Origin of the sequence: Pelagibacterium montanilacus, assembly GCF_003992665.1 — a bacterium.
Taxonomy (GTDB): domain Bacteria; phylum Pseudomonadota; class Alphaproteobacteria; order Rhizobiales; family Devosiaceae; genus Pelagibacterium; species Pelagibacterium montanilacus.
Map to the genome: position 1 here is coordinate 45919 of NZ_RZMX01000008.1, position 22072 is coordinate 67990.

Sequence of the window (22072 nt, forward strand, 5' to 3'; positions counted from 1 at the left end):
TCCCCAACTGGCTACTCGCTCAGATCGATCATCCCTTCGGCCAGCACGACTGCCGCGCCGCCTATGCCACCATGCTGGAGCTTGCCCCCGGCAATGTTCACCTGCAATTCGATCAGGCTGGGGCGGCCCATTTCCCAGCCCTGCCGCAGCTTGAGATTGTGATGGCCGTCTCCCATCTCGGCCTGCTCGGCGAGAAGACCGATCAGGGCAGCAGCCGCGGCGCCGGTCCCCGCGTCTTCGCCGATCCCCAGCCCCGCGCCGAACATGCGGGCGGCATAATCATTGCCACGCTCGTCAGGCGTCGCCGTGAAGGCGTAGACGGCCCCGTGCTTGCCCGGGAAGGTCTCGCTCCATCCCCTGCGCTGCAGGGCGATGTCACGCAGGGCCGCAGGATCGCGCACCGGCACGAGATAGAACGGAACGCCGGCCGAAAACTGGGCGGGCTTGATCGGGCCGCAGCCGATCTGCTCGGGAGCAAGGCCAAGCCGAGCCGCGATCTCTTCCGCACCGGGCCCGTCCGAGATTCGCTCGGGCAACCTGGGCAGCCCGATCCGTGCCAGCCCGGTCCGCTTGTCCACACGTTCAAAGACGGCGGTGATCGACCCGATCTCCAGCTCCAGCCGCACCGCGCTGACCCGCGTGGTCAATCCAAGGAGCACCGAAGCGCCGATCGTGGGGTGGCCGGCGAAGGGCAGTTCGGTTGTGGGCGTGAAGATGCACAGGCGCGCATTGTGCCGCGCCACTTCGGGGGAGCGGACAAAGACGGTCTCGGAGAGATTGAATTCTCCGGCCAACGCCTGCATGCGGGCCGTGGACAAGCCGTCGGCCTTGAGCACCACTGCGAGGGGATTTCCGCTGAGGCGATCACGGGTGAACACGTCCATGAGGTAATAGGGGAGCTTCATCTCCAACGCGCTCCGATCTGGCTGTGATCGACACCAAGGTGCCTGCATATACCGCGCACGACCAGCATGTGATCCTCATGTTCGGGGATACCCGAAACGGTGATCGCGCCGATGATCCCCACCCTCGCGACCGCCAACGGGAAGCCGCCACCGGCCAGGACGTATTCCTCGGGCCTGGCGCCGAAATCGGCCGGCAGCGCGCGCCGCCCCTCCCCGGCCCCATGCTCGAGAACCATCCGATATGTGCTTTTGCCGAAACGCCTGACGACGTTCGCCTTGCGGCGCACCCATTCGGGATTGTCCGCCGTGGTGCCCGGCAAGGCCATGTAAAAGAGCGGTCGGTCCCAGAACCTGATGTCGCAGACGACGCCGAGCCCTTCATCGAGGGCGATGTCCCGGATGGCGGAGCCCACCGAGAAAGCGGCTGCCTCGTCGAACGCGGCAAACGTCAGGGTCGCTTCCTGCGCGACGACCTGTTCGAGATCGGGTTTGATGATCATCGTGCCCCCACACCAATGGACCGACCACTGGCATAAACGACGCCGCGGGGCGTGGAAACCCCGCGGCGACAGCAATTTATAACGATGAGCGCTGCTCCTGACTACGCAGAAGTACCGATCACTAGTTCCGCGACTTATCGACCAGGGCGCCAGCCTTGATCCAAGGCATCATGTCGCGCAGCTTGGCGCCGACGTCCTCGATCTGGTGGGCGTCGTTGTTGCGGCGAATGCCCTTGAAGCGCGCGGCGCCGGACCTGTGCTCCTGCATCCACTCGGAAGTGAACTTGCCAGACTGGATGTCAGCCAGAACGCGCTTCATCTCCGCCTTGGTGTCGGGCGTAATGATCCGCGGGCCGGTGACGTACTCGCCCCACTCGGCGGTGTTGGAAATTGAGTAGTTCATGTTCGCGATGCCGCCCTGGTAGATCAGGTCGACGATCAGCTTCACTTCGTGCAGGCACTCGAAATAGGCCATTTCCGGTGCATAACCGGCCTCGACCAGCGTTTCGAAGCCTGCGCGGATGAGCTCGACCAGACCACCACAGAGCACGGCCTGCTCGCCGAAAAGGTCGGTTTCGCACTCTTCCTTGAAGGTCGTCTCGATGATGCCCGAACGGCCACCACCCACGCCCGACGCATAGGCCAGACCGATGTCGTGGGCATTGCCGGTTGCGTCATGATGGACCGCGATCAGGCACGGCACCCCGCCGCCCCGCTCGAACTCGCCGCGCACGGTGTGGCCCGGGCCCTTGGGCGCGATCATCAGGACGTCGACGGTATCCTTGGGCTCGATCAGCCCGAAATGGACGTTGAGGCCGTGAGCGAAGGCCAGTGCGGCGCCGTCACGGATATTGGGGGCGATCTCGTCGCGGTAGATGTCGGCCTGAAGCTCGTCAGGGGTCGCCATCATCATGAAATCGGCCCAGCCGGCCGCTTCGGCCACGCTCATGACCTTGAGGCCGTCGGCCTCGACCTTCTTGGCGGTCGTCGAGCCCGGACGCAGGCCGATAACGATATCGGTGACGCCGGAATCCTTGAGGTTCAGGGCATGGGCACGGCCCTGGCTGCCATAGCCGATCACCGCGATCTTGCGTGATTTGACGAGATTGAGATCGGCATCCCGATCGTAGTAAACGCGCATTGGTCTCTCCCGTTGTCGTATGTGCGTTGGTTTGCCTACGCCCCGTGGAGCGCAAGGAATTGTTCGCGGGCGCGCCTGGCGTCCCGCGCGATGACCGTCTCGCTCAGGTCCATCCGGTCCCCGAGCAGCAGCCTGATCTGAACGTCCCGGACGACAAGCCCGAAAAAGGTACGAAAGGCCTCTTCGCTATCCTCTATGACCAGAAGTCCGGCATCATGTCCCGCGTCGAGAACGGGCTTGAGGCGGCGACCCATGGCGTAGCGGCCGTTCTCGAGAACGATCTTTCCGAGGTTGCGCTTTTCCTGGCCCGCATGGCTGACCGCGAGCCGGTTGAGGGCAACCGAGATATCGCCGGCCAGCACGCCAAGGAGGTCCCGTGCGAACTTCTCCAGCGCAATCGAAAGGGCCTGCATGTCGATGGTTTCCCGGTCGACCGGAACCATCCGCACCTTGGCTGCCTGCCACTGGACCGTCGCGGTCAGCAGGCCCTCGCGATCGCCGAACCACTTATAAAGCGTTTCTTTTGAACAACTTGCGCGCCGCGCCACACCGGTCATGGTGAGCCCGTCTCCCCCATCGACCAGCAAGGCCAGAGCGGCGTCGAGCACATCCCGCTGCCTGTCGCTGAGGCCGGGAGCGTCGTCTGATATGGCGAGCATCGAGGGGTTCAAGGTTGCCGACTTCCGGGCTTTTGCGGTGGCTGGTGGTGCAAGCGGCCGTCCGGACCGAAGCGGGCGTACCGTACGTTACGGTTCGGGCGCTTGCAAGCTGAAACTGTTCGCTTGCACAAGGGATCGAACAGAGCGAGGAGTGCGTTTATGATGGCACCCAGTTGGAGGCTGAGGCTATGAGAACGACACGGATTTTTACAGCGATTTTAATGACTTGCGCCGTAGCCTTGCCGGCCGGGAGCCAGGAGACGGACGCGCCGACCTTTGCGCCGACACCCGGCGTTTCGCTGACCGACACGATCTGGATGCGCACCGATGAGGCGGCGCAGATTCCCGGGTCGATGCAATTGTTCCTCAGTGACGGCACCCTGATCTCGACCTCGTGCTGGGAGGGATATCGCCTCTCCAGTTGGCGCCTGATCGACGATGATCGGCTGTCATGGGACGAAGATGGAGCGATGATCTCAGCGAGGGTGGTGACCCTTGATGAAGCAAATATGGCACATGAGCTCGAACTTGCCACGGAAACGACATTGTTGACCTTTGAGCCCGCGCCGGTGCCCTTCGTGTGCCCGGACATGCCGCGCTGAACCTAATCCCCTGTCCCTGAGCGGGATGTAGTATCGAGGCGATCATGGACAGGATTCGCAATTTCATCGCGCATGTGAACGGCCAGTTCTGGCTCCTGCCCGGCATCCTGTGCCTCGCGGCGGCCGGGCTTGCCTATGGCATGATCGTGCATGGCCAGACATTGCTCCTGGCCGAGCCCGGCGAGTTGAGCTGGCTCTATGGCGGAGACGCCCAAACTGCCCTCAACCTGCTCTCGAGCCTGCTCTCGGGCATGATGACCATGACCTCGCTGCTGATCTCGGTCACCTTCGTGATCCTGACCCTGGCGGCCAACCAGCTCGGGCCCCGCCTGATCTCGATCTTCGTGGCGGATCGGCAGATACAGTCGGTGATCGGGCTTTTCATGGGCACGATCCTGTATCTCATCCTTGTCTTGCGCTCGGTGGATCAGGATCTGGGCGCGGACGGGCTGCCCCACCTGGCCGTGACAGTCGCCAGCGGGCTCACGGTGCTCTGCCTGTTCGCTCTGCTGCTTTATATTCACAAGGTCGCCAATGCGATCGTCGCCGACAACATCGTGCGCGAGGTCGCCGGCGAGCTGGAAGCCAATATTGCAACGATCCTCGAAGGGGTGGAAGAGGCCGACGAACCCCACCATCCGGGCAGGCCGGACGGACCGAGCACACCGATCGGGTTGGGCCGTCAGGGCTATGTGCAGGTGATCGACTACAACCACCTGCGCACCATGGCCACCGAGCACGAGGTGATCGTGATGGTGAACGTGCGCCCCGGCCATTACATCCAGACCCGCGGCCATCACGTCGAGGTTTTCGGTCGGCGCCTGACCGATGACGGCGAACTGGCCAGCGCTCTGCGTTCGGCCTTCACCATCGGCAAGCAGCGCACGCCGGCGCAGGATCTGGAATTCGGGATCCGGCAGCTCGTGGAAATCGGCACACGGGCCTTGTCTCCGGGCACCAACGACCCGTTCACCGCCGAAGTGGTGGTGGACCGGCTGTCCTCTTCGCTCGACGCGATCTTCAGCCGGCATTTCCGTCCCACCATATTGCGCGACGAGGACGGGGAGGTGCGGGTCATCGCAGACCGAAGCGATGCCATGGGCGTTGTGGACGCCGCGTTCAATCCGATACGGCAGGCCGCGGTGGATCATCCGGCGATCCTGATCCGGATCGCCGATGCCATTGGACGGCTCGCGCCAAACGCCAGAACGCCCCAGACGCTCGCCGCACTGCGGTCCCAGCTCGACAAGATCAGCCAGACGGCATCGATTGGCAACATTGCGCCATGCGATCGCGAAGACATCGCCATGCGCATCGCCTCGGCCCGAGGCGAGCTCGCGCGCTGGCGCGACCGGTAGACCGCGCACCAAAAGAAAAGGGCCGCCCACCGGACGACCCCCTTCCCTGTTCAGTTCAATCGAATGCCGGTTTATTCGGCGGCGATGGCAGCGATCTCACCCTCGCGGGCCGCCTTGGTGGCCGTGGTCCACCAGACGAGCTGGTCGAGCATGTCCTTGGCACTGCCGCCGACAGCGTCTTCGATGGTCGCCATTTCGCCGTTCTGGCCCATCGGGTGAACCTGCATGAACTGGCTGCCGGCGATGTGCACTGCCGAGCGGGTTGAAGCCATCTGCAGCTCGACCATGATGGTGCGCAGGTGCTCGATGGCGCGCGATGCACCCATCGATCCGTAGCCGACAAAGCCCGCTGCCTTGTGGTTCCACTCGACGTAAGCCTGATCGAGCGCGTTCTTGAGCGCCCCGGTGATCGAGCGGTTGTACTCGGCGACCACGAAGATGAAGCCGTCGAACTCGGCGACCTTCTTCTGCCACGCAACGGCGTTGGGGTCCTGGGTCGGGGCCCAGGCATTGGAGGCGACCTCGTTGAAGAAGGGCAGGTTGAAGTCGCGCAGGTCGAGCAATTCGACCTCGATCTCGTTGCGCTCACGCGCCTTTTCGAGAATCCACTGGGCCGGCTTGTCGGCAAATCGGGCGTCGCGCGTCGAGGAGATGATGATGCCAATTTTTGGCTTGGACATTTTGAAATTCCCTTCCTGGGCCGGTGTTCGGTATGGTTCCGAATATGTGGGGCATGCCGGCTCACACAAGGGGGTGGGACAACACAGGCCCGTGTCGTCCGCTTGAATCAGAGACTGCAAAAAGACCTTCAAGTCTTTGTATTGAATTGGGTTTCTAAAACAGTCAGCGTCACTGTCGTTCAATGGGAAACACTGAAGCTGCCTTTACCGAACGCGTCCGGGCCACTCAGCCCTCGATACGGGCGGTGCCGGTTTCGCCATTGTCGCCCACCCAGGTGACGCTGTCGGGTCCGGTCCAGCTCAGAACAAAGCACAGGGGCTGGCCATCATACCAGGTCTGGAACTGCTGGCAGAGCCGGCCTGCCTCGATCCACCAGCGGCCCGTATCACGCGGTTGGATGAAGGCGCCGAGCCCGAGAGCCTCGCCATCCCCGTTCACCTCTCCCGATCGGAGATAATTGAGCGGGAATTCGCCCCCGAGCGGCGCGGCGAGATAGATGCGCTTGCCGATGATCTCGGAGCGGATCTCGGCCTCGCTGAGCTGTTGGGCCAGCGCCGGACCAGCAGAAAGCAGAAAGAGACAAAGCGATGCCAGAAGTGGGCTGTACCTGGACAGGTTCATTGGCGGTCTCCGTTTTCTCGACGTCGGGTAATGCTACGCGGGAAGCGCCCCGCGGATCAGGTCTCGCCGTCCTCGCTCCACCGATCGATACGCTGGCGCAAGGCCTCCTGACCCGCCGCGTCCAGCGGGAACGTCCACATCAGCGCGATGGCTCCGAGCTTGAGGACAATAGGCAACCATGCGTAGAGCCCGGCAAGAATGACAGCCGGTCGGGCGTCGGGCGCCCCGGCCCCCGGCACGAACCCCACGGCATCGAGGATCGGCAGGACGAGGCCCACGCCCAGCGCGAGGGACAGCTTGGTAGCGAGACTCCACGCGGCGAAATAGAGGCCCGAGCGTTGCTCGCCGCTGCGATCGGTGTCCACGTCGATGACGTCAGCCTGCATCGATCCGGGCAAGGTCAGATCAAAGCCCAGCAGCACGCCGGTGCCCACGCAAACGGCGGCGAAGGCCACGACGTTGCCCGGAGCGATGAAGGGCACCACGGCGAAGACGAGGCACGCGGCAGCCATGGCCACGCACCAGGCCCGATGCTTGCCGAACCGTGCGGCGGCGGCAATGGCGAGAGGAATGCCCGCGACACCGCACAGGAAATAGAGCAGCAGCAGCGGCCCGCGCAGCTCGGGCGCGCCCAGCCGGTCCGAGACGAAATAGAGAAACAGAGTGGCCGGAATGCCGTTGGCGAGGCCGTTGACGAAATAGGCGAGGATGAGCCTGACGAACGGCTTGTTGCCCGCCATGATCGCCAGCCCGGCGCCCAGCGTGACGCGGGTCCGCGATACCGGGCGCGGTTCGGGCACGACACGGAAGGCCAGTGCACCGAGGCTCAGAAGGGCCACCGCCACGGCTGCGCCCAGCACGGTGAGCCCCTGAGCCTCACTGCCCGATAGCGCCCCGACCCCAAGGGGGATGGCGATGGCCAGCACGGTTCCCAGCACCGTGAACCCCTCGCGCACGCCGACCACCCTGTTTCTCCGCGCATAGGCGGTTTCGAGCTCGGCGCCCCAGGCGGTGAAGGGAATGCCGGTCAGGGTGTAGCCCGTCGTGACCACGAGCCCCCAGATGACCAGATAGGCAATGCCGGCATCGGGCGGCGGATTGAACAGCATGAAGGCGCCGAGCGCGGTGACGGGAAGCGAGAGCGCAAAGAGGCTTCGGCGACGCCCGGCGGGCAGCGTGATCCGGTCGGCCAGCCAGCCGACCAGCGGATCGGTGAAGCCGTCGGCGATGCGGATCCAGAGCAGCGCAGCTCCAACCGCCGCGAGCGAGAGCCCGAGGGTTTCCGAATAGAAGGTGGGCACGATGACATAAAGCGGAAGAGCCAGCGCGGCCATCGGCAGCGCCGGCGCGCCATAGGCCGCCAGCACTTTCCAATCGATTGCCTTGCCATCTCCCGCCATGAAGCGCTTACGCGCGGGAGGGTCTTGCGGTTCTCAACTGCCGAGGGCTGCGTTGTAGCGGCGGACGGCCTCGGGAAAGCCCATGAGCAGCGCATCGGCGGTGATGCCATGGCCGATCGACACCTCGTCGACCCCGGCAACGCGGGCGATGAAGGCGGGAAGGTTCGAGACCGTCAGGTCGTGGCCGGCATTGATGCCGAGGCCTGCGGCCCGCGCTGCGTCGGCGGTTTCCGCCATAAGCGCAAGCTGGTGCGCGGCGCCAGCGGAATCGGCATAACAGGCGCCATAGGGGCCGGTATAGAGCTCGATCCGGTCGGCGCCCGTCTTCTGCGCCCTCGCGATGCCCTCGACACCCGCATCGGGATCGCAAAAGAGCGAGACCCGCGCGCCCGCGCCCTTGAGCCGGGCCGTGACGGCCGAGAGGAAATCGGAATGGGCAGCGAAATCCCAGCCATGGTCGGACGTCGACTGCGACGGATCGTCGGGCACCAGCGTCGCCTGATGGGGGCGGACCGTTTCGACGAGCTCGAGGAACTGATCGGTCGGATAGCCCTCGATGTTGAATTCGATGCCGGGGTGATCGGCGGCGAGCAGGGCTGAGAGATCGAAGACGTCGGTGCGCCGGATATGGCGCTCGTCGGGGCGCGGATGGACCGTGATGCCAGCGGCTCCGGCCTCGATGACCAGTTTCGCAATGCCGGTCACGCTCGGCCAGGGCAGATCCCGGCGATTGCGAAGCTGCGCGACTGCATTGAGGTTGACAGATAGTCTGGTCATGTGAGGTCCCCGTTCGGCGGCCCTGCTCTAGCGCAATTTGCGTCGCGCTAGAACCCTACTTTGTTTCCATGGCGGCACGGATGCGCGCGGCACGGCGGGTGCGCATGACGAGCACCGCGCCGCTCCCGGCCACCAGCACAATGCCGATGATCGCCACCGGTCCGGGGATTTCCCCAAAGATCGACGCACCGAGCACCACCGCCCAGAGCGAGCCGGTGAAAAAGAACGGCGCCACGACATTGGTCGCCGCGATCCGATAGGTGAGGTAGATGAAGAGCTGGCCGAACATCAGGAAAAACCCCGACCCCGCGAGAAAGGCCAGCGACCGGCCGGTAGGCGTCGTCCACTCCTCGAAGATCAGCGAGACGAGCCCGGCGGCCAGCATGACCATGAGCAATGCGCCATAGGTGACGACCGGCCCGGGCATCTCTGCGGGAAGCTTGCGGGCGGCCAGATCGCGGCCCGCCATGCCGATGGCGGCAAATACCCCCAGGATCGCGAAGGGCGAGAAGGCCTCGCCGGTGGGCTGGGCGACGAGAAGCGCGCCGAAAAAGGCGGCGAGGATCAGCCCGATCTGCACCCTTCCGAGCGCCTCGCGGAAGATCACCGCCGCACCGATCAGCACGAAGACCGGCGAGAGCTGGCCGATCGCCGTGATATCGGCAATCGGCATGCGGGTGAGGGCCGAAAGAAAGCAGAAGACGGTGAGGATCTCGAACCCGTTGCGCAGCAGTGCCCAGCGGTCGATGACCATGGGGAGCCTGGCCAGCGTGCGGGTATAGACCAGCAGCGGCAGGCACCAGACCATGGCCATAACCCCGCGCATCGCGATGGCCTGGAAGACCGGCAGGCCTTGCGAGCCGAGCTTGAACAGGGAATCGTTGACCACGAAGGCCCCCGAGGCCGCCACCATCAGGATGATGCCGCGTAGATTGGACGAGATCGGTGCCAAGGGCTACATGCCCTCGGCGCCGCGCGCGATGGCTGCGAGCCCGGTGCGCACCACCTCGACCAGCCCGAGCGGGGCCATCAGCGCGATGAACTGCTCCACCTTGGCGGTTTTGCCGGTGACCTCGAAGACGAAGCTCTCGGTGGTGGCGTCGATCACCTGGGCGCGGAAGGCATCGGCCAGGCGCAGCGCCTCCACGCGGTTGTCGCCCGCGCCCGCGACCTTGACCAGAGCCAGCTCACGCTCGATGGCGTTGCCCTCCTCGGTGAGGTCGTGGACCTTGTGGACGGGCACCAGACGTTCGAGCTGGAGCTTGATCTGGGACAGCACCTTGGGGGTGGCGACCGTCACCACCGTGATGCGCGAGCGGTGCTTGTCGTGCTCGGTTTCGCTGACCGTCAGCGAGTCGATATTGAACCCGCGGGCCGAGAACAGGCCCACGACACGGGCGAGGACGCCCGGCTCGTTGTCCACGAGCACGGTCAGGGTGTGGCGCTCGGGGACCTGGGTCTGGGCGGTGAGAAAATAGGCCGAACCGGTCGGCAGGAGATTTGCGTTCATGGTCATGGTTCCTCACTGGCCCGTCAGACGAGCACCTTGCCCTTCTCATCGATGATCGAGCCCAGATTGGCGGTGTCGGGCAGGATCATTTCATTGTGCGGCTTGCCCGACGGGATCATGGGGAAGCAGTTTTCTTCCTTGGACACGACGCAGTCGAAGATCACCGGCTTTTTCACGTCGATCATCTCTGCGATCTTGTCGTCGAGCTCGGCGGGGTCCTCGCAGCGGATGCCGTGGCCGCCGAAGGCTTCGGCGAGCTTGACGAAATCGGGCAGCGCATCGGAATAGGAGTTCGAGTAACGGCCCCCGTGCAGGAGCTCCTGCCACTGGCGCACCATCCCCATGTATTCGTTGTTGAGGATGAAGACCTTGATGGGCAGGTTGTACTGGATGGCCGTCGACATCTCCTGCATCGTCATCTGGACGCTCGCCTCCCCGGCGATGTCGATCACCAGCGCATCGGGATGGGCCACCTGCACGCCGACCGCGGCCGGCAGGCCATAGCCCATAGTCCCCAACCCACCGGACGTCATCCAGCGATTGGGCTCGTCGAAGTGGAAATGCTGGGCGGCCCACATCTGGTGCTGTCCGACCTCGGTGGTGATGTACACATCACGCCCCCTGGTCGCCTGATAGAGCCGCTGGACCGCGTGCTGGGGTTTGATGATGGTGTCGGAATTGGTGAAGCCGAGCGAATTGACCGCCCGCCACTTCTCGATTTCCTTCCACCACGGCGCGATCGCCTCGGTGCGCGGCTGGTTGGTCTTTGCCCGCCATATCCGGATCATCTCTTCCATCACGAGGTTCACGTCCCCCACGATCGGGATGTCCACCATGATGTTCTTGTTGATCGAGGAGGGATCGATATCGACGTGGATCTTGCGGCTGCCGGGCGAGAACGCATCGATGCGGCCGGTGATCCGGTCGTCGAACCGGGCCCCCAGGCAGATCATCAGATCGCAATCGTGCATGGCCATGTTGGCTTCATAGGTCCCGTGCATGCCCAGCATGCCCAGCCATTGCGGGCCCGAGGCGGGATAGGCGCCCAGCCCCATGAGCGTGGAGGTGACCGGAAAGCCGGTCAGCTCGGCCAGCTCGCGCAGATTGCGGCTCGCCTCGGCGCCCGAGTTGATGACGCCACCGCCCGTATAGAACACCGGCCGCTCGGCCTTGAGCATCAGCTCGACCGCCGCGCGAATGGCTTCGAGGTCACCCTCGCGCTGAGGCTTGTAGGTCGGATGGCTCATCCTGGCCTGCGGCCTGGCATATTTGCCGAGCGCGAACTGGACGTCCTTGGGGATGTCGATGACGACCGGGCCAGGCCGGCCAGAGGTCGCGATGTGGAAGGCCTCATGCAGGACGCGCGGCAGGTCGTCGACCGATTTGACGAGATAATTGTGCTTGGTGCAGTTCCGGGTGATGCCGACGGTATCGCATTCCTGAAAGGCGTCCGACCCGATCAGCGGGGTCGGAACCTGGCCGGTGATGCAGACCATGGGGATGGAATCGAGCATCGCGTCGGTCAGCCCGGTGACGGCATTGGTCGCCCCCGGTCCGGACGTGACCAGCACCACGCCGCACTTGCCGGTCGAGCGCGCATAGCCTTCTGCCATGTGCGTGGCGCCCTGCTCGTGCCGCACGAGAATGTGCTGCAGCTTGTCCTGCTGGAAGATCGCATCATAGATGGGCAACACCGCGCCACCCGGATATCCGAAGATGTGCTCGACGCCTTGGTCGACGAGCGCCTGAACAACCATCTCCGCGCCGGTCATCTGCTCGGCCATCACAGCCTCCCTTTAATTCGCCCCTGCCACCGCAGCGGGCCGGACATTAAAAAAGGCCCCGTTCGGGACCTGACTTGCGCACCGCAATTGCCACGAGAGCCCTGGCTCTCATGTTGCGATGCGCACACCTACTACTACAAGAATTTCTGCAATCCGCATGGCGGAGCCGCTCCGATCTAGAGTTCGCCGATATTGGTAGGCACCCGCCCCCGGACGGTCAAGCCTAAAATGCACCGGAAAGCAAAAAGCCCGTACCTTGCGGTACGGGCCTTTCACAGAGCATCCGCTCTCTCCGATTACCCGGCGGGGCAATCATCGATGAACAGCTGACCGCTCGAGTCGCGGTAGTAGCAGCGGTCGGGCTGACCGGCCACCTGGCCGACGAGCGCGCCGGCGACGCCACCCACTGCGGCACCGACAGCAGCGCCGGCAACCGAATTGGTGGTCACGCCACCGATGACGGCACCAGTGCCTGCGCCGATCGCTGCACCCTGCTGGGTGGGCGAGCACGCTGCGATCGCCATAAGGGCGGTCATTGCAACACCTGCAACTGAAATCTTCTTAATAACCATTTTGATAGCCTCCGTGCGACTGACTTATAATTCCCTGCCCCAGTAATGCGGTTGATCCGCTTTGGTTCCCACCGGGAGGGGATTGGCTCACATCTTTTTGCCCGTAGGGCCAAGATGGTCGCCCCCGCGCCGCCAACTTGCGGGATTTCCTGACAAATCTCAAGCCTCATTCACTTCGCGGGGCTGGCGGCCCACCTGCGAGATTGAAAGCTGGGTGGAAAGTCCTGACAAACGGGTGTCCAGCGTGTAACCAGATCGGCCCGCCCTTCTGGTGGCGGACAGTCTCGCATCCGGGAAAGCCAAAGATGACAGTGCCAGCAGTGAACCAGCCCGCGCGCACATGGCGCGGTGAACTGATCGCCATGTTCGTGCTGGCCTGGCCCCTCGTTGTGGCCCAACTCGCACAGAACGCTCTTTTCACCACCGACGTCATCATGATGGGGTGGCTGGGCCCCGAGTATCTCGCGGCAGGCACACTGGCCACTGCCTTCTTCACCCCGTTCCTGCTGCTGGGCGGCGGGATCGCCAGCGCGGTCGCCCCTCTGGCCGCGCAGGCGCTGGGGGGCCGCAAGATCCGCAACGTGCGCCGCACCGTACGGCAGGGCTTCTGGGCCTGCATCATCGTCACCGCGGTGCTGACCCCGCTGATCTGGCAGATTGGCCCGATCTACCGGGCGCTGGGCCAGCAGCCCGAACTGGTGGAGCTGGCCGAGATCTACATGCACATCGCAGTGCTCGTCCTGCTGCCGGCACTCGGACAGTTCGCGCTGCGCTCGTTTCTCTCGGCGGTAGGCTCCACACAGGTCATCCTGCTCGTGACCCTGGCCGGCGTGCTGTTGAACGCGGCGCTCAACTACGCCCTGATGTTCGGCAATTTCGGTTTCCCCCGGCTCGAGCTGCGTGGCGCGGCGATCACCACGGTGATCGCCAACCTCTTCATGTTCATGGGGTTGCTCGTCTATACGTTGACCCACCGCCGCCACAAGCGCTTCCACATTCTCGTGCGGTTCTGGAAGCCCGACTGGCCGCGGCTTATCGAAATCTTCCGGATCGGCACGCCGATCGGGCTGACCATCATGGCCGAGGTGGGGCTGTTCTCGGTCGCGACAGTCTTTATCGGCTGGCTGGGCACCGACGCGGTGGCCGCCCATGCGGTGGCGCTGCAATGCGCCTCGCTCGCATTCATGGTGCCGCTCGGAATCGGCATGGCCGCAACGGTGCGCGTGGGCATCGCCTATGGGGCCGGCGACGACGACGCGGTGTCCAAGGCGGGCTGGACCTCGCTGATCGTAGGGACCGGCTTCATGGCGGTCACCGCCCTGCTGTTCATCACCATGCCGGGGATTTTCGTGCGGCTGTTCCTCGATCCCAACGATCCCGGCAACGCTGCGGCCCTGACGCTCGCTGCGGTCTATCTGGCCATGGCGGGGATCTTCCAGATCGTGGATGGCGCGCAGGTGGTGGCCGCTCACGCCCTGCGCGGCCTCTCGGATACGCGGGTGCCCATGTATATCGCCTTCGTGAGCTATTGGGCGATCGGCATGCCGATCGCGTATGTGGCAGGGTTCGTGCTCGGTCTCGAGGGCATCGGGGTGTGGCTCGGGCTCGCGGCGGGACTGGCGGTTGCCGCGGTGGTGCTGTCGCTGCGCTTTGCCATGCGCGAGCGGCTGGGGCTGATGATCCGCCACCAGATCGTCGCGGTGCCCTCTCGATGAAGGCAGCGGGCCCGGACGGGCCCGCCCCGCTCAGACCGTGACGGGCAGCGCCGTCATCTCGGCATTGCCGAAGATGTCGAGATAGCGCGCGATCTCGGCGGGATCGCCCACGGCCTTGGCCGGATTGTCCGAGAGCTTGACGGCCGGCCGGCCATTGGCGCTCGAGACCTTGATCACCAGCGAGATGGGCTTGAGGGCCGGATTGACCTGGGGGGAAACCCCGGCGAAATCATTGGTTAGGTTGGTGCCCCAGCCGAACGCCATGCGCACCCGACCCTGGAAATGATGATAGGCCGCCTCGATGGCGTCCACATCCAGACCGTCCGAAAAGATCAGCAGCTTCTCGCGCGGATCGCGTCCACGCTCGCGCCACCACCTCATGATCTTCTCGCCCCCCTCGATAGGCGGCGCGCTGTCTGGCCGGAACCCGGTCCAGTCCGCCACCCAGTCCGGCGCGTTGTCCAGGAACGATGCCGTGCCGAAAGCGTCGGGCAGGACAATCAGGAGATTGCCGCCATAATGGGCCTGCCAGTCTTTGAGCACCTTGTAGGGCGCGGCACGCAGCTCGTCCTCGGTTTGCGCGAGAGCGGCAGCGACCATGGGCAACTCATGGGCATTGGTGCCCAGGGCCTCAAGATCGTTGTCCATGGCCAAAAGGACGTTGGAGGTGCCCGTCAGGGCATCGCCCAGCCCTTCCTTGAGCGCCTCCACGCACCAGCGCTGCCAGAGGAAGCTGTGGCGCCGACGGGTGCCGAAATCGGAAATCCGGAGCTCGGGCAGGTTCTTGAGCCGCTCGACCTTTTCCCAGGTCCGTGCCTTGGCCCGCGCATAGAGCACATCGAGCGCGAACCGGCCCATGCCGTGCATGGCCGTGCGCGAGCGCAATTCGTTGATGATGGCGAGCGCAGGAATTTCCCACATGGTGGTTTGTGCCCAGCGCCCATGGAAGTGCAGGTCGAACTGCCCGTCACGCACCGACAGTTCGTATTCGGGGAGCTGGAAATCCTCCAGCCAGGCAATGAAATCGGGCGAGAAAATCTGGCGCGTGCCGTAAAAGCTGTTGCCCGCCAGCCAGATCATCTCCTTTTTCCCGAACCGGATCTGGCGCGCGTGGTCGAGCTGCTCGCGCAGGGCGTCGATATCGATCTCGTCGGCCAGCCGGACCGAGCTCGAACGGTTGTAGAGCGAGAAGGTCGCGTCGACGTCCGGATAGAGCCGCCAGATCATCTGGAGCATCAAGAGCTTGTAGAAATCGGTGTCCAGAAGCGAGCGGACGATCGGATCGAGCTTGAAGGTGTGGTTGTAAACGCGGCGGGCGATATCGGTCTTGGAGGTGCTCACCCTATGTCCACTCCGGCTTCGCGCATCTGTCCGATCATGGTCTCGAGCGACCCGCCCAGATCTATGCCCCGGCACGCATCGAGATCGACGCCGGCCGAAAAGCCCTGGGCGACGGCATCGAGCGCGGAATAGGCAATGCAGAAATCGGTGGCCAGCCCCACAAAGACCAGCTCGGAAATCCCCCGCTCGCGCAGGTATCCGGTGAGCCCGGTCTGGGTGGCGTGATCATTCTCAAAGAATGCGGAATAGGAATCGATGCCGGGCCTGAAGCCCTTGCGGATGATCAGCTCGGCGCGGGTGGTGTCGAGATCGGGATGGAAGGCGGCGCCTTGCGTGCCGATGACGCAATGGTCGGGCCAAAGCGTTTGCTCGCCATAGCTCATGGTCACGGTGTCGAAGGGCGCCTTGCCAGAGTGAGAGGAGGCAAAGCTGGAATGGCCGGCCGGATGCCAGTCCTGGGTGAGGACCACATGGCTGAACCGATCCATCATGGCGTTGATGGGCACGACGATATCATTGCCGCCGTCGACGGCCAGTGCGCCGCCCGGGCAGAAATCGTTCTGGACATCGATGACGATGAGAGCCTTGTCGGCCATGGCGGGTTCTCCTTGCCGCTGCGCGGGCACCTTCTGAAATCCCGCCCCGGTCCGTCAACATCCAATTGGTTGTGCTTGACCGCGAGATCAACTCAGGCTGAGTGTTGGGTCTGGGACCGATCCGGGCGCGCCCTGCCCGATCCTCGTGACGTCATGCCCCCCGAAAGGCTCCTCCATGGTCTATCTGACACTTCTCGCCGGCTTCGTGCTCCTTGTGGCCGGCGGCGAATCCTTCGTGCGCGGCTCGGTGGCCATCGCACGGCGGTTCGGCATGTCGCCGCTGCTGATCGGGCTTACGCTGATGGGATTCGGCACGTCCCTGCCCGAGGGGGTGACCTCAATCCAGGCGGCGCTCGACGGCGCGCCCGGCATCGCCATCGGCAACGTGGTGGGGTCCAACATCGCCAATATCCTCCTGATCCTGGGGGTGTGCGCCATGATCTATCCGGTGCCGGTGAACCGTTCGATCCTGCGCCGGGACGGCTCGGTGCTTGTTGTCGCCTCGCTCGCCATGCTGGCGATCGTGGTCATCGGCACTCTGGGGCGCATCGCGGGCCTCGTGCTGGTCGCCGCGCTCATCGCCTATGTGGTGCGCTCCTATCTGGCCGAGCGCCGGGGGCCCGGCGCGCCCCAAGCCGAACAGGCCAGCCAGCTTCCCGGCGGAGAGGCCAAGCCCATGGCGCTCTGGCTGGCGCTGCTCATCACCCTCGCGGGTCTGGTGCTGACCGTTGTCGGCGCCCGGCTGCTGGTGAGCGCAGCGGTGGAACTGGCCTCGGCATTTGGCATTTCCGAAACCATCATCGGGCTGACAGTGGTTGCGGTGGGCACCTCGCTGCCCGAACTGGCCACCTCGATCATCGCGGCGATCAGGCGCCAGACAGACCTGGCGCTGGGCAATGTCATAGGGTCCAACATCTTCAACATCTTCGCGATTCTCGGCGCGACCGCGCTGATCGCGCCAATCCCGGTACCGCCGGAAATCATCCGCCTCGACATCTGGGTGATGCTGGGAGCGACGGCGGCGCTGCTGGCCTTCGCCTATACCGGCAAGAAGATCGTGCGCTGGGAGGCCGGCGCGTTCCTCCTCGCCTATGTGGGGTATGTGGGCTATCTGGCCCTAAACGTCTGACGCGAAGGGATCGAGGACGGTCCAGTCGCCCATTCGATTGCGGAACCAGGTGGACTGGCGCTTGGCGTATTGCCGAGTCGCGGTGACGGCGCTTTCGATGGCGGCGTCCCGCGAGAGGCGGCCCGCCAGCATGTCGGCGATCTGGGGCACGCCGATGGCCTTCATGGCCGGCAACCCGGGATCAAGCCCGAGGGCAAGGAGCGCCTCGACTTCCTCGACCGCTCCTGCATCCATCATCGCGGCGAAGCGCTCCGCGATACGGCGGCGCAGTACGGCCCGCTGCGGCATCAGCACAATGCGCTCGAGATCCCAGCCCGCGAGCGGCGCCGGCTGGTCGTCGGCAAGATAGGCGCTCAAGGGACGCCCCGTGGCCTCGAGAACCGAGAGCGCGCGGACCACGCGCTGGGGGTCGGCGACCTCCAGGCGGTCGGCAAGATCCGGGTCCAGCTCGGCAAGAAGCGCCATGCGCCCATGGGCGTCCAGAACGGACACCCGCGCCTCCACCGCTTGAATCACCGCGTGAGGAACGGGCGGGATCGGGGCGAATCCCTTTGTCAGGGCATCGAAATAAAGCCCTGTGCCGCCAACGAAAATCAGCGGCTGGCGCGCGGACGCGCTGCCCTGAATCACCGCTTGAACATCGGCCAGCCAAGCGCCGGTGGAATAGCGCCGGGCGGGATCGACATGGCCAAAGAGCACATGCTCGGCGGCGGCCAGTTCTGCGGGATCGGGGCGCGCGGTCAGCCGGTCGAGGACGCCATAGACCTGCATGGAATCGGTGTTGACGATCAGCCCGCCCCCGGCCCGGGCGCGCGCGATGGCGTGGGCCGTCTTGCCGCTGGCAGTCGGACCCGCTATCAGAACCGCACGCCTTGTTTCTTCACCCGCCATGGTGGTTTTCGATGTCCGTTCTCTGTCTCATCGCCAACCCCGACCAACCGGTCCTCTCCCGAGGACTGGTCGACGCCGTGCACCGGCAGACTCATGGAGAAATCAACTGGCTCGCGCAAGGCATAGCCTGCGAGATCATCGCGCCACAGGCCGCCGACCCGGTGGCGACCGCACGCGATGTACTCGGCGATGCGCCCGTGGACGCCGCGCTGGTGGCGCGCGCCAACCGCCGGAAAAAACTGCTGCTGGCCGACATGGATTCCACCATGATCGAACAGGAATGCATCGACGAGCTTGCCGACGTGCTCGGCATCAAACCGCAGGTCGCCGAGATCACCGAGCGGGCCATGCGGGGGGAACTGGACTTTGCCGAAGCGCTCGACACCCGCGTTGCGCTGCTCAAGGGGCTCGAGCGCCGTGTGGTCGACGAGATCCGGCGCGAGCGCATCACCTTCATGCCCGGCGGGAGGGCCCTGGTGCAGACCATGAGGGCCTATGGCGCCTATACCGCGCTGGTTTCCGGGGGCTTCACGCTCTTTGCCGAGCCCATAGCGCGGCGCATCGGATTCGATGAGGCCACCGCCAATGTGCTCGAATTCGACGACGAGGACCGGCTGATTGGAACCGTCCGCCAGCCGATCGTCGACAAGGACGTCAAGCGCGGCAAGCTTATGGCGCTGGCAGCCGAGCACGATATCGCCATGGCCCAGACCATGGCGGTGGGCGACGGGGCCAACGATCTGGACATGTTGCTGGCCGCGGGACTGGGGGTGGCGCTGCACGCCAAGCCCGCCGTCGCCGAACAGGCCTCGGTGCGGATCGACCATGGCGACCTCACCGCCCTGCTCTATCTGCAGGGGTATTCGGACGACGACTTCGTGAGATAGTCTGACGCCTCGTCATCGCAATTCGGGAGCAGGACCATGAGCGATTCAAGGATTATGGGGAGCTGCCATTGCGGGCAGACCCGGTTCGAGCTGTCCACCCCGCCCCAAAACGCGACGCGCTGCACATGCACGTTCTGCACCAAAAGGGGCGTGCTCTGGATCTACTACGATCCCGCAGAGTTCCGACTGCTGACGCCACTGGCCGATCAGACGCGGTATTCTCCCACCACGCCGGAGAACAAGCACTATTTCTGCCCCACATGCGGATGCAGCACGTTTTCGGACAATCCGGACTATTCGGGTTTCGCCGAAAACTGGGAAGAGGCAGAGGCCGGACTCGATGTCACCAGAAGGCGCTTCGGGGTCAATCTGTGGTTGCTCGACGACTTCGATATCCGTGCGGTCCCCGTGATCGAGTTGGACGGTCTCAACCAGTGGTGAGTGAAATTTTCGTCGGTCAGATCCCTCGGGCCAGCCAGAGCCCAAAAAGGCCGATCCCGGCGATGACCAGCGCCGTGAGGCGCAACTGGCTGGTGGGCATCGCCAGCATCTGCACGATCATCCGCTTCATCTGTTCAGGGAAAGCCGCGTAAAGCAGGCCTTCGATAACGATAGCGAGCGCCAGCGCTGTCCAAAGATCACTCAAGTCCCGTTCTCCAAATCCCGGCCATGCGAGGTCCCAAGCAAAAGGGGCACACCCTGCGGCGCGCCCCTTTATGTGGTTCAGCGGCGTCCCTTTACTGGGAGAGCGCCGGATCGAGCTCGGTTTCCACCTGAATGTCTTCTTCATCCGTCGAAGGTGTACCCAGGTTCTCGTCCTCGAGAAGCTGTTCGAGGTCCTCGACATCCATGCCGTCGATGTCGGCAGGGGCGCCCTCTCCATCGTCGAACAGCAGGCTGTCCGTCGACAGCAGTTCGTCGAACTCGGACCGGTCTATGGGCTGTTCCGATGGCCCCTCCACTCCGATATCGATCGGCGCGGCCGTCGGCGTGGTGAACTCGGGGAACTCTTCGGACCCGAAGAACTGGAAGAACTCGGAGTCCGGGCTCAGGAGCATCGTGGTTCCGCCGTCGCCAAGCGCAGTCCGATAGGCTTCCATCGAGCGGTAGAACTCGAAGAAGGACTGATCCTGCGAATAGGCCTGGGCATAAAGCCGGTTCCGCTCCGCGTCGCCCTCGCCTCGGATGATCTCGCCATCTCGATTTGCGGCCGAGACGATCTCGACGGCCTGACGGTCGGCAATGGCCCGAAGGATCTGGGCCTGCTCCTGACCGCGTGCCCTGAGGAAGGCAGCTTCCGCCAAACGCTCGGCCTGCATCCGCTCAAAGGTCTGAGCGGAGACTTCCGGGGTAAGGTCGGTGACCAGAATGCGGACGTCCACGACTTCGATACCCAGTTCCACCATATCGGCGGCCACCAGATCGCGGGCCTCACGCATCATTTCGCTGCGCTGCTCGGAAAGAGCCGCATCGAACTCGCGCAGCCCGTAAACGGCACGCAGCGCGGATTCGAAACGTGTTGCAATGCGCTGCTCTGCAATCTGCAGGCTGCCCAGCGCCGACTGCCGGAAGGCGATCGGGTCTTCGATGCGATAGGTGATGAACGCGTCCACGATGTAGAACTGACCGCCCGACACCTGCAGCCGGATCCGTTCTAGATCGTATCGCAGGAGCCGCTTGTCGATATACTGCACCTGCTCCACGAAATCGGTCGGGATCTTGAAGTACAGTCCCGGTTCCTGAACCTCGCGGGTGATTTCCCCGAAGCGGGTGACGATGGCCTGCTCGCGCTCGTTGACTATGAAGATCGAGGAGATGAGCACATAGCCCGCAATGATGAGGGCGATGATGACTATGACGAGCCTGTTCATTACTGGCCACCTCCGGTCACGGTGGTGCTGGACGGGCTGGAAGGCCTGAGCTCGGGCAAGGGCAGATAGGGCACGACGCCCGAGCCTGCACCCTGGTCCACGATCATCTTGTTGGCGCCGCCCAGAACCTCTTCCATTGTCTCAAGGAAGATGCGCTGACGGGTGACCTCGGGAGCGTTGCGGTATTCGTTGTAAACCGACACGAACCTTGCCGCCTGACCCTGAGCCTCGTTGATGACGCGATCCTGATAGGCCGCGGCCTCTTCGCGAATGGAAGCGGCCTGACCACGCGCGCTACCCAGAAGGGTATTGGCGTATTGCCGGGCTTCTTCCTGGAAGCGGTCCTCGTCCTGAAGTGCACGCTGCACTTCGTCGAACGCATCGGCCACCTCGGTCGGAGGCGCGACGTTCTCGATCGAGATGTTCGAGATGTTGACGCCCACGCCGTAGCTTTCGAGGATCGACTGGGTGATCTGCTGGACCTCGATGGCGATGCCGGCACGGTCGTCACGGAAGACGTCCTGAGCGGTCCGCCGGCCCACGACCTCGCGCATGGCGCTTTCGGCCGCCTGGCGCACCATCTCGTCGGGATCGCGCACAAGGAACAGATAATTGCGCGGATCGGCCACGCGCCAGAGAACCGAGAAGTTCATGTTGACGATGTTCTGATCGCCCGAGAGCATGAGCCCTTCGTTCTGGTTGCCCACGCCCACACGGGTCTGGTTTTCGGTCGTGCTCGCGATTTCCACGCGCTCGAGCGGCCAGAGGTGGAAGTGAAGGCCCGGAAGGGAGAATTCGTCCTTGGGCTGCCCGAACAGCAGCTCGACGCCGATTTCCTGCGGCGCAATCGTATAGATCGCCTGGGATCCCCAGAAAATCAGGACGGCAGCGACGCCGCCAAGCACGGCCCAGCGGCCACCCGGCAGACCGCCGCCGAATTGCTGGCGCCCGCGCGCCAGGATATCTTCGAGGTTTGGGGTATTGTTGCTCCCGCCGCCGCCAGGACGACGCGGACCTCCGCCCCCGCCTCCGCCGCCAGGAGCCTGCCCCCAGGGCCCACCACTTCGCGTGCGGCGGCCGCCCAGATTTTCATTCCACGGCATTTCGTCCCTTTCGGTTTGTCGTGAAAGTC

The 22072-nt window shown here is 64.3% G+C and carries 24 protein-coding genes; 6 read left to right on the top strand and 18 right to left on the bottom strand.

The genetic code is table 11. The annotated features are described in order from the left end of the window. Positions 1 to 11: 11 nt before the first annotated feature. The 4 genes from EO136_RS02390 to EO136_RS02405 all read right to left on the bottom strand — a co-directional run bounded on the left by EO136_RS02390 (position 12) and on the right by EO136_RS02405 (position 3205). Positions 12 to 905: a PhzF family phenazine biosynthesis protein gene (locus EO136_RS02390; protein ID WP_127142876.1), complete on the bottom strand. Its 894-nt coding sequence runs from the start codon at positions 903 to 905 to the stop codon at positions 12 to 14. Beyond that, positions 902 to 1405, bottom strand: coding sequence for a heme-degrading domain-containing protein (locus EO136_RS02395; RefSeq protein ID WP_127142877.1), 504 nt, complete (start codon positions 1403 to 1405; stop codon positions 902 to 904). Before EO136_RS02395 ends, EO136_RS02390 begins: the two co-directional genes overlap by 4 nt. Positions 1406 to 1526: 121 nt before the next feature. Next, the gene (ilvC, locus tag EO136_RS02400) at positions 1527 to 2546 is read right to left on the bottom strand and encodes a ketol-acid reductoisomerase (protein WP_127142878.1); all 1020 of its coding nucleotides are present in this window, start codon (positions 2544 to 2546) and stop codon (positions 1527 to 1529) included. A gap of 35 nt (positions 2547 to 2581) precedes the next feature. Next, positions 2582 to 3205, bottom strand: coding sequence for a TetR/AcrR family transcriptional regulator (locus tag EO136_RS02405; protein WP_127142879.1), 624 nt, complete (start codon positions 3203 to 3205; stop codon positions 2582 to 2584). A gap of 188 nt (positions 3206 to 3393) precedes the next feature. Here EO136_RS02405 and EO136_RS02410 point away from each other — a divergent pair, with 188 nt between their 5' ends. Together EO136_RS02410 and EO136_RS02415 are read left to right on the top strand one after the other, a co-directional pair. Further along, entirely contained in the window at positions 3394 to 3807 is a 414-nt protein-coding gene (locus EO136_RS02410; RefSeq protein WP_127142880.1) for a hypothetical protein, read from the top strand. A gap of 44 nt (positions 3808 to 3851) precedes the next feature. Beyond that, positions 3852 to 5165: a DUF2254 domain-containing protein gene (locus tag EO136_RS02415; protein WP_127142881.1), complete on the top strand. Its 1314-nt coding sequence runs from the start codon at positions 3852 to 3854 to the stop codon at positions 5163 to 5165. A gap of 71 nt (positions 5166 to 5236) precedes the next feature. Here the strand turns inward: EO136_RS02415 and EO136_RS02420 are convergent, their stop codons facing one another. The 8 genes from EO136_RS02420 to EO136_RS02455 all read right to left on the bottom strand — a co-directional run bounded on the left by EO136_RS02420 (position 5237) and on the right by EO136_RS02455 (position 12474). After that, the gene (locus EO136_RS02420) at positions 5237 to 5845 is read right to left on the bottom strand and encodes an NADPH-dependent FMN reductase (RefSeq protein WP_127142882.1); all 609 of its coding nucleotides are present in this window, start codon (positions 5843 to 5845) and stop codon (positions 5237 to 5239) included. A 226-nt stretch (positions 5846 to 6071) separates the two neighbouring features. Then, on the bottom strand, positions 6072 to 6467 hold the full coding sequence (locus EO136_RS02425) for a hypothetical protein (RefSeq protein ID WP_246018245.1): 396 nt from the start codon (positions 6465 to 6467) through the stop codon (positions 6072 to 6074). A 56-nt stretch (positions 6468 to 6523) separates the two neighbouring features. Further along, a complete protein-coding gene (locus EO136_RS02430) occupies positions 6524 to 7867 on the bottom strand; it encodes an MFS transporter (protein WP_127142883.1) in 1344 nt (447 codons plus the stop codon). A 33-nt stretch (positions 7868 to 7900) separates the two neighbouring features. After that, positions 7901 to 8644 carry a pyridoxine 5'-phosphate synthase gene (locus EO136_RS02435; protein ID WP_127142884.1) on the bottom strand — a complete coding sequence of 248 codons (744 nt, stop codon included), beginning with the start codon at positions 8642 to 8644 and terminating at the stop codon, positions 7901 to 7903. Between the two features lie 55 nt (positions 8645 to 8699). Further along, on the bottom strand, positions 8700 to 9596 hold the full coding sequence (locus tag EO136_RS02440) for a DMT family transporter (RefSeq protein WP_127142885.1): 897 nt from the start codon (positions 9594 to 9596) through the stop codon (positions 8700 to 8702). A gap of 3 nt (positions 9597 to 9599) precedes the next feature. Continuing rightward, on the bottom strand, positions 9600 to 10154 hold the full coding sequence (gene ilvN, locus EO136_RS02445) for an acetolactate synthase small subunit (protein WP_127142886.1): 555 nt from the start codon (positions 10152 to 10154) through the stop codon (positions 9600 to 9602). Positions 10155 to 10177: 23 nt separating this feature from the next. Continuing rightward, positions 10178 to 11938 (bottom strand): acetolactate synthase 3 large subunit, encoded by a 1761-nt coding sequence (locus EO136_RS02450; protein ID WP_127142887.1) that lies wholly within the window; start codon positions 11936 to 11938, stop codon positions 10178 to 10180. Between the two features lie 296 nt (positions 11939 to 12234). Continuing rightward, a complete protein-coding gene (locus EO136_RS02455; RefSeq protein ID WP_425466579.1) occupies positions 12235 to 12474 on the bottom strand; it encodes a YMGG-like glycine zipper-containing protein in 240 nt (79 codons plus the stop codon). Between the two features lie 341 nt (positions 12475 to 12815). Between EO136_RS02455 and EO136_RS02460 the strand changes: the two genes are divergently transcribed. Further along, positions 12816 to 14225: an MATE family efflux transporter gene (locus EO136_RS02460; RefSeq protein ID WP_164730406.1), complete on the top strand. Its 1410-nt coding sequence runs from the start codon at positions 12816 to 12818 to the stop codon at positions 14223 to 14225. A gap of 30 nt (positions 14226 to 14255) precedes the next feature. Here EO136_RS02460 and pncB read toward each other — a convergent pair whose 3' ends face one another. Then, complete coding sequence (pncB, locus tag EO136_RS02465) at positions 14256 to 15566, bottom strand: nicotinate phosphoribosyltransferase (RefSeq protein ID WP_127142888.1); 1311 nt, start codon at positions 15564 to 15566, stop codon at positions 14256 to 14258. Beyond that, the gene (gene pncA / locus EO136_RS02470) at positions 15563 to 16162 is read right to left on the bottom strand and encodes a bifunctional nicotinamidase/pyrazinamidase (RefSeq protein ID WP_127142889.1); all 600 of its coding nucleotides are present in this window, start codon (positions 16160 to 16162) and stop codon (positions 15563 to 15565) included. Before pncA ends, pncB begins: the two co-directional genes overlap by 4 nt. Before the next feature lie 175 nt (positions 16163 to 16337). Here pncA and EO136_RS02475 point away from each other — a divergent pair, with 175 nt between their 5' ends. After that, positions 16338 to 17291 carry a calcium/sodium antiporter gene (locus EO136_RS02475; protein WP_127142890.1) on the top strand — a complete coding sequence of 318 codons (954 nt, stop codon included), beginning with the start codon at positions 16338 to 16340 and terminating at the stop codon, positions 17289 to 17291. Here the strand turns inward: EO136_RS02475 and miaA are convergent. Beyond that, entirely contained in the window at positions 17280 to 18182 is a 903-nt protein-coding gene (miaA, locus tag EO136_RS02480; protein WP_127142891.1) for a tRNA (adenosine(37)-N6)-dimethylallyltransferase MiaA, read from the bottom strand. The two genes, EO136_RS02475 and miaA, sit on opposite strands and share 12 nt — an antisense overlap. 11 nt (positions 18183 to 18193) lie before the next feature. Between miaA and serB the strand changes: the two genes are divergently transcribed. Then, on the top strand, positions 18194 to 19069 hold the full coding sequence (gene serB / locus EO136_RS02485) for a phosphoserine phosphatase SerB (RefSeq protein ID WP_127142892.1): 876 nt from the start codon (positions 18194 to 18196) through the stop codon (positions 19067 to 19069). Between the two features lie 36 nt (positions 19070 to 19105). Next, complete coding sequence (locus tag EO136_RS02490; RefSeq protein WP_127142893.1) at positions 19106 to 19510, top strand: GFA family protein; 405 nt, start codon at positions 19106 to 19108, stop codon at positions 19508 to 19510. A 16-nt stretch (positions 19511 to 19526) separates the two neighbouring features. Here the strand turns inward: EO136_RS02490 and EO136_RS02495 are convergent, their stop codons facing one another. The 3 genes from EO136_RS02495 to hflK form a co-directional block, all read right to left on the bottom strand. Beyond that, entirely contained in the window at positions 19527 to 19715 is a 189-nt protein-coding gene (locus tag EO136_RS02495) for a DUF2065 domain-containing protein (RefSeq protein WP_127142894.1), read from the bottom strand. A gap of 91 nt (positions 19716 to 19806) precedes the next feature. Further along, positions 19807 to 20940 (bottom strand): protease modulator HflC, encoded by a 1134-nt coding sequence (hflC, locus tag EO136_RS02500; protein ID WP_127142895.1) that lies wholly within the window; start codon positions 20938 to 20940, stop codon positions 19807 to 19809. Next, on the bottom strand, positions 20940 to 22043 hold the full coding sequence (hflK, locus tag EO136_RS02505; protein WP_127142896.1) for an FtsH protease activity modulator HflK: 1104 nt from the start codon (positions 22041 to 22043) through the stop codon (positions 20940 to 20942). Before hflK ends, hflC begins: the two co-directional genes overlap by 1 nt. Positions 22044 to 22072 lie beyond the last annotated feature (29 nt).